Below are 13,412 nucleotides of genomic sequence, written 5' to 3'. Positions count from 1 at the left end.
AGTTATCGTGTGAATTTAGAAGCATTTATGACCCAGACGGCGCAATACGCGACCATCCGTCAAACGCTTGGGGTTGGTCAGCGTCAATTAGTGACGGGACTTAATGGCTCGGCGGAGACGCTATTTATTGCCAGTCTGCTCCATGAGCAACAGCGATCCCTAGTTTATGTGACGGATACCCTCTATCACGCTAGCCAGCTCGTCGACGATCTAGCCAATTTGCTAGATGATGACGAGCTCTTTGACTTTCCCGTGGAGGAGTTATTGGCGGCTGAGGTAGCGACCAGTTCGCCAGAGTACCGCTCAGCACGAATTGATGCCTTGCGGGCTTTACAGAGTGACCGGCCGGTGGTTGTCGTAACCTCGTTATCGGGATTACGGCGGTTCTTACCCACACCGGCAAATTTTGCGGCCGCCCGATTTACAGTTAGTGTTGGCGATGAATTTGATTTGGAAGCCCTCCAGCAAAAGTTGTTTGCGATGGGGTATGCGCATCAGAAATTAGTAGCGGCACCTGGTGATTTCGCTGTCCGGGGGTCTATTATTGACATCTATCCACTAGCGGCGGACTATCCGATCCGAATTGACTTTTTCGATACCGAAGTGGATTCATTACGCTACTTTGATCCCGCCACCCAGCGAAGTATTGATAATGGACAAACGGTCGAGGTTTTACCAGCCACGGACTTTATTTTGACCGCTGATGAACGGGCCACTGGAGCGACGGCACTCCGGACAACCTTACAAGCCCAAGCGGCTGACTTAGCGGCAGAAGATGCGACCACACTGACCAATCAGGTTCAACCATTGATTGATGGGTTGCAGAAGGGCTCAGTTGATCCACAGTTATTAGAATTTGCGGACTACTTATTCCCCGAACACCACCAAGTGTTGGATTATTTACCAGATGACGGTGTGGTTTTATTCGGCGACTACGTGCGGCTGCAAGATGCTGAACGACAATTATTGGAGGATGAAGCGAACTGGGCGACGGATAAATTAGCCCATCATCAAATCTTTACCCAGCAGACCTTTGGCGGTGAATTGCGGCCAATTGTCCGGGCCGATAAGCATGCCCAGATTATGTTGGCATTGTTCCAAAAGGGCATGGGGAGTTTACGGTTCCAAGCGATGACCAATATGACGACGCGAGCGATGCAACAGTTCTTTGGTCAGTTACCAGTGATGAAAACTGAAATTGACCGGTGGCACAAACAACAGCAGACGGTCGTATTATTGGTTCAAGACGAGGAACGGCTTGCTAAGATTGAACAAACCCTTGATGACTTTGAAATTCAAGCGGTTTTAACCAAATCGGCAAACCTCCAACCAGCACTAACCCAGTTAGTACCAGAGCGACTGCAAACGGGATTTGAGTTGCCCGAAGCCTCATTAGTTGTGATTACGGAAGCCGAAATGTTCCAAAAGGTGACCAAAAAACGCCCCCGACGGCAAACGATGGCCAACGCTGAACGGTTAAAGAGTTATACGGACCTAAAGCCCGGTGACTACGTTGTTCACGTTAACCATGGGATTGGGAAGTTTATTGGGATGCAGACGCTGACGGTTGACGGCGTTCATCAGGATTACATGACCATTGATTACCAGGATAACGCGCAACTATTCATTCCCGTTACCCAACTAAATCTCATTCAGAAGTATGTCTCATCCGAGGATAAAAAGCCCAAGATTAACAAGTTGGGCGGTTCTGAGTGGGCGAAGACCAAGAGTAAAGTGGCCGCTAAAATTGAAGACATTGCTGATGAGTTGGTGGACCTGTATGCCAAACGTTCGGCTGAGAAGGGCTACGCGTTCCCAGTGGATGATAGCTTACAACATGACTTTGAAAATGATTTTCCATACGCAGAGACGCCTGACCAGTTACGAACGATTGAAGAGGTCAAGCATGATATGGAGAAGCCGCGGCCAATGGATCGCTTGTTGGTTGGGGATGTGGGCTACGGCAAGACGGAAGTTGCGTTACGGGCAGCATTTAAAGCCGTTGAAGCCGGTAAACAAGTGGCCTTTTTAGTTCCAACAACCATCTTAGCGCAACAACATTATGATACGATGGTCAGCCGATTTGAAGGCTATCCAATCAATGTCGAAATGTTTTCCCGTTTCCGAACGACTAAGCAGATTCACCAGGCGATTAAAGACTTGGAAACCGGGCAATTGGACATTGTTGTGGGCACTCACCGGCTCTTATCACAAGATGTTAAATTCAAAAATTTGGGATTGGTGCTGGTTGATGAGGAGCAGCGGTTCGGTGTTAAACATAAGGAACGGTTGAAACAACTTAAGGCCAACGTCGATGTGCTGACCTTAACGGCAACGCCGATTCCCCGGACGCTGCACATGTCGATGCTGGGGGTTCGTGACTTATCTGTGATTGAGACACCCCCGGCTAACCGGTTCCCGATTCAAACCTACGTGATGGAACAAAATGCGGGGGCGATTCAGGATGGAATCCGCCGGGAAATGCAGCGTGGTGGTCAAGTGTTTTACCTGCATAATCGGGTGGATGACATCGAAAAGACAGTGGGACAAATTCAGGTGTTGGTGCCAGAAGCGCGAGTCGGCTACATTCATGGTAAGATGACGGAAGCGCAATTAGAGGGTGTGTTGTTCGACTTTCTACGGGGGGACTATGATGTCTTGGTAACCACCACCATCATTGAAACTGGGATCGACATCCCCAATGCCAACACACTCTTTGTTGAAAATGCTGACCGCATGGGCTTGTCGCAGTTATATCAACTGCGTGGGCGGATCGGTCGAAGTAACCGCGTGGCCTATGCCTACTTTACTTACCAGCCCAATAAGGTGCTGACCGAAGTCAGTGAAAAGCGGCTAGAGGCCATTAAAGACTTTACCGAATTAGGGTCGGGTTTCAAGATTGCGATGCGAGACCTATCCATTCGTGGCGCGGGTAACTTGTTGGGTAAGCAACAGCATGGATTTATTAACTCCGTGGGTTATGATTTGTACACGCAGATGCTCAGTGATGCCGTTGCCAAGAAGCGAGGACAAAAGACACAACCGAAGACGGATACGACCATTGAGTTGGGGGTTGAAGCCTATCTTCCGAGTGATTACATTGAGGATGAACAACAGAAGATTGAGATGTACAAACGGATTCGTCAATTGGAAGATGACGATGAGGTGAGCGAGATTCAAGCGGACCTGATTGACCGGTTTGGGGAATACCCACCAGCAGTGGATCAGCTCTTGACAATTGGCCAATTGAAGTTAGCCGCGGATTTGGCTTTAGTCGATAAAATTCGGCGGGTCAATGGCGATGTATTCGTGACAGTGTCGAAACAAGGAACGGAAATCTTAGGCGGTGAAGACGTCTTTAAGGCTTTGGCGGTTACGCAACTGAAAGCTACTGTTGGCATTAATGATGATCGGTTGCACATTAAGTTGGTCTTACAGCCCAATATGACGACAACTGATTGGTTACCGCAAGTGCAAGCCTTCATGGTTACGTTACGTGAGATTGTGGAGCAAACGACTAAACCTAAGGCTGCTAAGGCAACCGATAAGTAAGGAGGCCGCTGATGGGCAACCACAATGTTAATACCACCTTACAGGGGGCCCTGATTCTCTCAGTTGCGGCATTTGTTGCCAAATTACTGAGCGCTGTTTATCGGGTACCCTTTCAGAATATGGTGGGGAATACTGGATTTTATGTGTATCAGCAAGTGTATCCACTCTATGGCATTGGCATGACGTTTGCATTGAGTGGCCTACCCGTCTTTATTTCTAAGTTGATTGCGGAAGCCCCCGATTTAGCAACCCAACAGACCGTTGCTCGGCAAGTTTACCGGTGGACTGGGGGATTAGCCGTGGTGATTTTTGGCGGGTTGATGGTGGGCGCCCCTTGGTTAGCACGAGGAATGGGCGATCACCAGCTGACGCCCTTGATTCAAATGGTGGCGTGGATGTTCTTATTCATGCCAGCACTTTCCGTTGGACGGGGCTATCATCAGGGCCGATTTAATATGTTACCAACTGCCCGCTCCCAAGTCGTCGAGCAATTAGTCCGGGTGATCGTTATTCTCGCAGCGGCTGGCTGGGCGACGCATCATGGGTGGTCAGTGTATCGAATGGGTACGTGGGCACTCAGCGGTGGTACCATCGCGGCTGTAGCCGCATTATTGACGCTACCGCGGTGGCGCACTGCACAGTCATCAGCAGGTCGTCGCTTGCCCCATTTAGGCCGTCGCTTGCTGATCGAGGGTGGCACACTCTGCTTGCTAACAGCGATGATGGTGTTATTACAGCTGGTCGATTCGTTTACGGTTAAGAATGGACTGGTTGCGGGCGGCATGAGTGATCTAGCCGCCAAGAGTCTGAAAGGGGTTTATGATCGGGCTCAGCCACTAGTCCAATTAGGATTGGTGGTTGCGGTGGCCTTTGCCACCTCACTACTTCCTGCTTTGACCGAAGCCCAGCGACAGCGTCATCCTCAAGCGTTTAAACGCTTGACGACAACAATGATGCGGATTGCTTTGGTTATAGCGGCAGCAGCAACTGCGGGTCTAATCAGTCTGATGCCATGGATTGATCGGTTGCTATTTGGCAATACGCAAGGAGTGGGCATGTTAGACATCTACATGCTTAGTATCATCTTAGCGACGTTGATTCAGACTTATAATAGTGTCTTACAAAGTCAGGATACCTATCGGTTAACGGTGGTGGCTTTAATGACGGGCTTTATTGTTAAATGTCTCTTCAATCGGTGGTCAGTCATACATTTCGGCGGAGTCGGAGCGAGTTGGCTAACGGTTATGAGCTTAGGAGTCACGTTTGCTATCATTTGGTATGGCTCAGCGCGTGACTTACGGATAGGTATCTGGCAGCGGTCATTCATTCGAAAACTGCTAGGGTGTACCATCCTCATGGTTGCTGGTGTTCAATTAACTGGCGACCTACTAGAACACTGGTGGCCCGCTTTAGCAACTGGACGACTCGCTGCTGGTGGTGCGCTGTTGATTACGATTCCGGTGGGTGTGATCATCTTCTTTAGTTTGGCACTTAGCTGGCAGTTACTCACCGTGCGGGAATGGCTGGCGATTCCCCACGCGAGAACATTATTAAAATTGTGGCAAAAATTGCGTCATTTTGGAGGAAAATAATATGCGATTAGATAAATATTTGAAAGTATCTCGGATTATCAAGCGGCGTTCAGTTGCCAAGGAAATTGCGGACAAGGGCCGAATTGAGATTAACGGTAAGGTAGCCAAGTCTTCAACGGAAGTGGCACCACGAGATGAACTGGTGATCAAGTTTGGTAATAAAACGTTAACCATTACTGTGGATGAATTATTGGAGACGACTAAGAAAGACGATGCTGAACGGATGTACACCATCGTCAAGGAAGAATACGCCCAAGATTTCCGCCAAGAATAACCGCATAATGTGACGAGTATTTTACAATCTGCTTAACTAGCTAGACGGGGAAATTGAAACTTGCTATACTCAAGTTAAACTATCTGGTTAAATTTGAGGAGTGAGTGGGATGGCTGATGAAAAAGTACAACTGGCTAAAGTAAAACGGCTTGAAAATGACTATACCCGACAACTGGATCATCAGCAGGCAGTCCAGCACCACACGCGATGGTTGGGTCGTCGACGGATGCGTCGGGCTTTGCGTATCGGGTTGGTATTTGCTGTGTTTGCTTTAATTCTAGGCATCCAACTCATTCGGACCAATGCCAGCTTGCACAAGGTCAATCAGCAAGTGGCCACGAGTGAACGTCAATTGACGAAGACCAAGGCAGAAAATACCCAGCTGGATCTTAAAGTTAAACAATTGAATAATCAGGATTACGTCGCTCAGCTAATCCGCTCGAAGTATTATTACTCGAAGTCGGGGGAGACTATCTATAGTTTACCTGGGGACCATGCGAGTGATGTCACTGCAAAATAGTGATTGGAAAATCGAAACGTTAGGTTTCGATTTTTTTTATTTGTCTAAATAGGCGAGACTTTTCTGAAAGCGCTGTGGATTCTTAATAGACTTAATGAAAAGCCGTAACATTAGGGGAGTTGGCTAGAAAGTTAATTTAACGGGCTTTACTAGGGGTGTGAAAACCAGAATTTATGAGAGGCTTTTTGTGTTTTGGCGTTTGGGATTGGTTAAAATTGTGTTATACTAAAACCACTTATTTTAAGGAGGAACTTCTTGTTTATGGCAATTGAGGTTGGAGCTAAAGTTACCGGAAAGGTCTCCGGAATTACGAACTTTGGTGCATTTGTTGATTTAGGTGACCACAAGACCGGGCTGGTGCACATTAGTGAAATTTCTGACGGGTATGTAAAGGATATTCATGACGTCTTATCTGTTGGTGATGAGGTGACAGTCAAAGTCTTGACTGTTGGCGATGATGGTAAGATTGGGTTATCGATTCGTAAAGCTACGGATCATCCGGCATCAGAACGGCCGCACCATGCGCATAATGATCATCATGAGGGCGCCCGCGGTGGCGATCATGACCATCATAGCAATGGGGGAAATCGCGGCGGTGACCATGGCGGTCGGCGTTTCGAGAATAATGGACCGCGGCCACATCATAGCTCAGCCAATGGTCGGTTTTCCGGTCATCATGCGGTTAAACATGAAGAAAATTTTGACGATATGATGTCAGGGTTCTTGAAACAAAGTGAGGATCGACTGGCAACAATTAAACGTAACACTGAGGGCAAACGTGGCGGCCGTGGCGGTCGGCGTAGCTAATTGTCTTTGATAGGGACCGCATTCGTGCGGCCCTTTTTCTTAATGGTTGAATTGTTGGGGGCAGGAACAAGTGACGCTAAAAAGTGATTTTCAACGAAATTGGCAGGCACAGGGATGGGCCGATCCACAACAACACGGGCTAGTGGCGGTGTCTACTGGGGTTGATTCGATGGTGCTGCTGCAGTTGCTCATGACATTACCGGTGACCATGCGGCCGAAGCTGACAGTCGTGCATGTGAATCATCAATTGCGACAGCAGAGCCAAACGGAAGCCGCCTTTTTAAAAAAATGGTGTGCCGCCCATCAGATATCTCTGGTGACAACCAAATGGCCGATTGACCAACATCCAAGCCATGGTGTGGAAGCTGCTGCGCGGGCATTTCGCTATGACTTTTTCGCCCAGCAGTTACACCAACAAAAGGCGGATTGGGTGGCAACGGCTCATCAGGCCGATGAGCAGGTTGAAACAATCCTATTAAAGCTCATTCGGGGTGGTCAGCTGGCACAATTAACCGGTATGGCGGCCAGCCGGCCTTTAGCTGGTGGCCGAGTTATTCGGCCCTTGCTCCCCTTCACTAAAGAACGACTCAAAGCCTACGCTCGTGAGCAACAAGTGCCGTGGTACGAGGATGCCACTAATCAAGAGTTGATAGCGAGTCGTAATCGAGTTCGGCATCAGCTCATTCCGTTGTTGAAACAAGAGAATCCTCAGGTGGTTGAACATGTGATGACGTATGCCCAGCAACTGCAAGCAACGTTAATGATCAGTGATCAAGCTTTAGATCAACAGTTACAAACAATCATGACAAGGTCTGATAATGTGGCGGGATTGTTACGTCACTCGATTGCTGAACAACGGTTACTGCTAACCCGATTGATCAAACAGCAGGCGCCAACTATTTCGGCGGGATACCCGCAGATTGATCAGTGTTTGCAATTACTGGCAAACGGGCAACATCCCACTGGTAGCGTCGTTTTTAGTGAGGGGTGGCAACTGACCAAAAGCTATACGCACTTTCGCTTCTGGCAACCGAAAAAAAACGATGAAAAATCCGTGGAACATTTTAGATTTATGGTAGACTTAGACCAATGGCAATCAATTGGACACGGTCGCCAACTTGGCTGCTTTACAACAGATACAGCGAAAATGATAACGCATGAAACAATTGCTTTGACGACAGCAGACTTTCCGTTAATGGTTCGCGAGTGGCAGGCGGGTGATCGCTTGCGGCTGCGAACTGGTCACCATCAACCAGTTCGTCGGGCACTAATTAATGCGAAGATTCCGCGTGAACAGCGGGCCCAACAACAAGTGTTGGTAACGGCCCAGGGAACTGTTTTGGCTGTATTGGGTGTAAAGTGGGCGGTACGGCCACCGCGCTCACATACCAAAAACTATCATATTGGGTTGAAAGCTGAATAGACGAAAGGGGAACAGTATGAATAACGATATTGAAAAGGTCCTATATAGTGAAGAAGATATTGCTGCCGCGTGCAAACGGTTAGGTCAACAATTGGCCGAGGATTACCGGGATAAGACCCCACTGATGGTTTGTGTTTTAAAGGGGGCTATCCTATTCATGACCGATGTGATTCGTGACATGGATATCTACGCCACCATCGATTTTATTGATGTATCTAGTTATAATGGTGGGACCGAATCATCTGGGACGATTCGTCTACTGAAGGATTTAGATACGGATGTTGCTGGCCGCGACGTTGTCTTGGTGGAAGATATCATCGATACTGGTCGGACACTGAAATACTTGGAAGACTTGTTGAAGGATCGTCAAGCGAAGTCGATTAAGGTCTGCACGTTAATGGACAAGCCAAGTGGTCGGGTCGTGGAAGCCAAAGCGGATTACGTTGGGTTTAATGTTCCTAGCGAATTTGTGGTTGGTTATGGTTTGGACTACGAGGAAAAGTATCGAAATCTTCCTTACGTCGGTGTCTTGAAGCCGTCAGTTTATTCAGATAAATAATTAGTCAATGATAGTCAATTGTGATAACATCTTATTTAGTAAAAGAGCACAAGCTCTTAATTTCGTTCCTAGACTTAAGGCTGGGAACTGTGGGTAAGGAGGCACGACATGAATAATCGACGAAACGGTCTGTTTCGTAACAGCCTGTTTTATATTGTGATCTTCTTATTGGTCATTGGTGTGGTATACCTATTCAATGGTAATAACACAAGCTCACAATCCCAAGAAATCCAATCGAGTCAGTTCGTGAAAGACTTGAATGCGAATAAGATCAAGAACTTCTCCATTCAACCATCCGGAGGCGTTTACAAAATTACCGGTGAGTACCGCAATGCACAAAAGCGGGCAACCAATACCGGTTTTAGTCTTGGCGGTTCGCAAAGTACGGCGGTAACAAGCTTTAGTACGCAAGTCTTGACGAATAACTCGACGGTTTCAGCGATTGATAAGGCCGCTAAGAATCATAATGTAAAGGTCAATACCAAGGCGGAAGAATCTAGTGGCTTCTGGATTAATCTGTTAGTCTATGTAGCACCACTACTCATCTTTTTCTTCTTCTTCTACATGATGATGGGCCAAGCCGGCCAAGGTGGCGGCAATGGGCGCGTTATGAACTTTGGGAAGAGCAAAGCTAAGCCAGCTGATAGTAAGGAGAATAAGGTTCGCTTCTCTGATGTTGCTGGTGAGGAAGAGGAAAAACAAGAACTGGTCGAAGTGGTCGAGTTCTTGAAGAATCCACGTAAGTTTGTCTCTTTGGGTGCCCGGATTCCATCTGGGGTGCTTCTGGAGGGCCCGCCAGGAACTGGTAAAACATTACTGGCTAAGGCCGTTGCTGGTGAAGCAGCTGTGCCATTCTTCTCAATTTCTGGTTCAGACTTCGTAGAAATGTTTGTCGGTGTCGGGGCTAGCCGTGTACGGGATCTCTTTGAACAGGCCAAAAAAGCTGCACCATCAATCATCTTTATTGATGAAATTGATGCAGTTGGTCGTCAACGGGGCGCCGGCATGGGCGGTGGCCACGATGAACGTGAACAGACTTTGAACCAGTTATTGGTTGAAATGGATGGTTTCACTGGTAGTGAAGGTGTCATCGTAATGGCGGCAACTAACCGTTCAGATGTTTTGGACCCAGCTTTGTTGCGGCCAGGTCGGTTTGACCGGAAGATTCTGGTTGGCCGTCCGGACGTTAAGGGTCGTGAAGCGATCTTGAAGGTCCACGCTAAGAATAAGCCATTAGCTAATGATGTTGACTTGAAAGAAATTTCTAAGCAAACGCCTGGTTTTGTTGGGGCTGACTTGGAAAACTTATTGAACGAAGCAGCTCTATTGGCGGCTCGCCGGAACAAGACCCAAATTGATGCTTCTGATTTAGATGAAGCAGAAGATCGGGTGATTGCCGGACCAGCCAAAAAGGATCGGGTAGTCAGTCCGCAAGAACGCAAGACGGTGGCTTACCACGAAGCCGGGCATACAATTGTCGGCTTAGTCTTGAACGACGCCCGGGTTGTCCACAAGGTAACCATTGTTCCACGGGGCCGCGCTGGCGGCTACGCGATCATGTTACCGCGTGAAGACCAAATGCTGATGTCCAAGAAGGATGCTATGGAACAAATTGCTGGGTTAATGGGTGGACGAACGGCTGAAGAGTTGATCTTCAATTCGGAATCGTCTGGTGCCTCAAATGACTTTGAGCAAGCAACGCAAATTGCACGTTCCATGGTTACGCAGTATGGGATGAGTAAAGCAGTGGGAACGGTGGCACTGGAAAGTGGCAGCGGTCAACCATTTGTTGGTGCGGGCTATACCAACCAACCAGCTTACTCGGAACAAACAGCTAACTTAATTGATAGCGAAGTTCGCCGAATCATCGAAGAAGCCCATGCGACTGCTCGGAAGATTTTGGAAGAACACAAGGAAGAACACAAGATTATTGCAGAAGCCTTGCTGAAATACGAAACGTTGGATGAAAAGCAAATTCTCAGCTTGTTTAATACTGGGAAGATGCCTGAAAAGTCTGGCGACAGCGAATTTCCAAGTGAAAAGGCAGCAACTTTTGAAGAATCCAAGCGTGAATTAGAACGTCGGGAAGCAGAACGTCAGGCGTCTACGGAAGCTAAATTAGCTTCTTCTGCGGCCAATGAATCCAGCTCAGCTGATTCAGCCGTTAGTTCAGCAGCGGATGATCATGAGTCTGACCATTCTGAATAGTTGATTGCGTTGAAGGGGACCGGAATATTTCCGGTCCCTTTTGTGTTTGCAAATGGTGTGGATTCTGGTAAGGTAAGGCATGATGAAAAGAAACGAAAGGACGTTTACAGGAATGGCAGATTATTTAGTAAAAAGTTTAATTGACGGTGGTATGTTTCGCGCATACGTGGTTGACGCCACGGAAACAGTCGCTGAAGCGCAACAGCGGCATGATACTTGGAGTGCCGCCACGGCGGCCCTGGGTCGAACTCTGATTGGAACGATGTTACTTTCAACTTCCTTGCTAAAGGGGGATGAAAAGCTAACTGTTAAAGTGAATGGACATGGACCAGTGGGGGCCATTGTTGTCGATGGCAATGCTAACGGGACGGTTAAGGGATATTTACAGTATCCACATACTAGCCTGCCGCTTAATGAAAAGCACAAGATTGATGTTAAAAAGGCGGTTGGGGTTAACGGTATGCTGACAGTTACCAAGGATCAAGGCCTGGGCCAGCCATATACTGGGCAAGTGCCATTGGTGTCCGGTGAATTAGGTGAAGACTTTACTTACTATTTGGCTAAGTCGGAACAAATTCCCAGTGCAGTGGGAGTATCCGTGTTCGTACAGCCTAATAATACAGTTAAGGTTGCTGGTGGATTCTTGATACAGGTAATGCCTGGTGCTTCCGATGAAGCAATTGCGCGGTTAGAACAGCGGATTAAAGAGATGCCAATGGTCTCAGAACTATTACTGGCTGGACAGACACCGGAAGAAATTTTGGCACTTCTATTTAAAGAAGAAAAGATCAAGATTGTCCAAAAAATGCCTGTGGGCTTTAAGTGTGATTGTTCTAAGGACCGGTTTGCCCAGTCGTTGGCTTCCATTCAACCAGCAGCGTTACAGGAAATGATTGATGAAGATCACGGTGCCGAAGCAGTTTGTCATTTTTGTGGGACAAAGTATCAATTTTCGGAAGATGACTTACGGGCCATTTTAACGGAAGCGCAGGCTAAGTAGTATGGAAGGCACAAGTTGGCAGATTGGCGATGTTACGATTCCCAATCGAGTGGTGGTTGCCCCCATGGCGGGGGTAACGAACGTGGCCTTTCGGATGATCTGTAAAGCGTTCGGTGCCGGGTTAGTTGAATGTGAAATGATTTCTGGGCAAGGAATTCATTATCATAATCAACGAACGTTACGAATGATGGCTGTGAATGCGCAAGAACATCCGATGAGTATTCAGATCTTTGGTGGCACCCAGGAAACTTTGGTACAGGCTGCTCAATTTGTTGATCAACAGACGGCAGCGGATATTATTGACATCAATATGGGATGTCCGGTGAACAAAGTAATTAATACGGATGCGGGTGCCAAATGGCTACTGGATTCACAAAAGGTTCACGATATGGTGGCAGCGGTTGTTGCGGCAGTAAAAAAGCCGGTGACAGTTAAGATGCGAACCGGTTGGGACGACCATCATATTTTTGCGGTTGATAATGCTTTGGCGGCGCAGCGGGCTGGGGCTGCTGCGGTGGCTATGCATGGTCGAACGCGGAAGCAAATGTATCAAGGACAAGCAGATTGGCAGATTTTAGCGGAGGTTGCCCAGCATCTCACCATTCCTTTCATGGGGAATGGTGATGTGCGGACGCCACAAGATGCGCAACGGATGTTGAATGAGGTTGGCGCAGATGCGGTTATGATTGGACGAGCGGTTATGGGGAACCCATGGCTGTTGCAACGGATCAATCATTACCTGGCAACTGATGAATTGCTGGCAGAACCAACACCACAAGAAAAAATCACGATTGCATTGGAACACTTGCACAAGTTGTGTGTTGCCAAGGGACCAGTAGAAGGACCATGGGATTTTCGCAATCAGGTTGCTTATTACTTGAAGGGAATTCCGCATACGGCTCGAACTAAGGTCGCTATTACGGATGCAACTGAAGAAGCTGTGATGCATGATCTGTTGGTCAAATTTTTGGAGCGGATGACGGCGACGATACAACATCAGCCGGTTCGACGATATCGAAATTAAGGGTAGGACAGTTATGTCCTATTTTTTTTGATTTATTTTGTAAATATCCTTGACCTAAGACGGGATGCTTGGTAAGATATTATCTGTTGCTGTGAACGACAGAAATGCATAAAAAACAGATTGCTGAATAGTCATACAATTTGAAAATAATGCTTGACGCGTCAAATAGCAACTGATACAATGATTTATGTTGTCGAAAGGCATCAAGCATCTGAATATCTCAGCCAACCGGTTGGATATATATTCAAAAGCTTTAAAAAGATGTTGACATGATTTAGACGACATGATATACTTTAAAAGTTGTCACGGAGCGCTTGCTTCTGATAACTTGGTAGACCTTTGAAAACTGAACATTGTTTCGACAAACCAAATATGTGTAGGGCGGTTTGATTTTAGAATCAAACCCAAACAATATTTGCGAAGTCAATTCGCTTTTAAAAATGTAACAACAAT

Annotated in this window: 10 protein-coding genes; all 10 read left to right on the top strand. The window is 47.4% G+C overall.

Annotated features, from left to right (window positions below; genetic code table 11):
- The first annotated feature begins 9 nt into the window (after window positions 1–9).
- On the top strand, window positions 10–3,552 hold the full coding sequence (mfd, locus tag ACP4IT_RS05080) for a transcription-repair coupling factor (protein WP_011667300.1): 3,543 nt from the start codon (window positions 10–12) through the stop codon (window positions 3,550–3,552).
- 11 nt (window positions 3,553–3,563) lie between these two features.
- Window positions 3,564–5,144: a putative polysaccharide biosynthesis protein gene (locus tag ACP4IT_RS05075; protein ID WP_011667301.1), complete on the top strand. Its 1,581-nt coding sequence runs from the start codon at window positions 3,564–3,566 to the stop codon at window positions 5,142–5,144.
- Between the two features lies 1 nt (window position 5,145).
- Window positions 5,146–5,418, top strand: coding sequence for an RNA-binding S4 domain-containing protein (locus ACP4IT_RS05070; protein ID WP_011667302.1), 273 nt, complete (start codon window positions 5,146–5,148; stop codon window positions 5,416–5,418).
- A gap of 109 nt (window positions 5,419–5,527) precedes the next feature.
- Entirely contained in the window at window positions 5,528–5,938 is a 411-nt protein-coding gene (locus tag ACP4IT_RS05065) for an FtsB family cell division protein (RefSeq protein ID WP_024855159.1), read from the top strand.
- Between the two features lie 261 nt (window positions 5,939–6,199).
- On the top strand, window positions 6,200–6,745 hold the full coding sequence (locus tag ACP4IT_RS05060) for a S1 domain-containing RNA-binding protein (RefSeq protein WP_011667304.1): 546 nt from the start codon (window positions 6,200–6,202) through the stop codon (window positions 6,743–6,745).
- 70 nt (window positions 6,746–6,815) lie between these two features.
- On the top strand, window positions 6,816–8,168 hold the full coding sequence (gene tilS / locus ACP4IT_RS05055; protein ID WP_024855158.1) for a tRNA lysidine(34) synthetase TilS: 1,353 nt from the start codon (window positions 6,816–6,818) through the stop codon (window positions 8,166–8,168).
- 16 nt (window positions 8,169–8,184) lie between these two features.
- Window positions 8,185–8,727, top strand: a complete 543-nt coding sequence (gene hpt / locus ACP4IT_RS05050) for a hypoxanthine phosphoribosyltransferase (RefSeq protein WP_011667306.1) — start codon at window positions 8,185–8,187, stop codon at window positions 8,725–8,727.
- A 108-nt stretch (window positions 8,728–8,835) separates the two neighbouring features.
- Window positions 8,836–10,935: an ATP-dependent zinc metalloprotease FtsH gene (gene ftsH, locus ACP4IT_RS05045; protein ID WP_011667307.1), complete on the top strand. Its 2,100-nt coding sequence runs from the start codon at window positions 8,836–8,838 to the stop codon at window positions 10,933–10,935.
- Window positions 10,936–11,047: 112 nt separating this feature from the next.
- Window positions 11,048–11,935: an Hsp33 family molecular chaperone HslO gene (gene hslO / locus ACP4IT_RS05040; RefSeq protein ID WP_011667308.1), complete on the top strand. Its 888-nt coding sequence runs from the start codon at window positions 11,048–11,050 to the stop codon at window positions 11,933–11,935.
- Between the two features lies 1 nt (window position 11,936).
- On the top strand, window positions 11,937–12,959 hold the full coding sequence (gene dusB, locus ACP4IT_RS05035; protein WP_087612692.1) for a tRNA dihydrouridine synthase DusB: 1,023 nt from the start codon (window positions 11,937–11,939) through the stop codon (window positions 12,957–12,959).
- The last annotated feature ends 453 nt before the right edge of the window (window positions 12,960–13,412 follow it).

The organism is Levilactobacillus sp. LN180102 (genome assembly GCF_050106635.1).
Taxonomy (GTDB): Bacteria; Bacillota; Bacilli; order Lactobacillales; family Lactobacillaceae; genus Levilactobacillus; species Levilactobacillus brevis.
The sequence above is the reverse complement of the archived record's forward strand: the minus strand, read 5'-3'. Positions and strand labels throughout refer to the sequence as shown.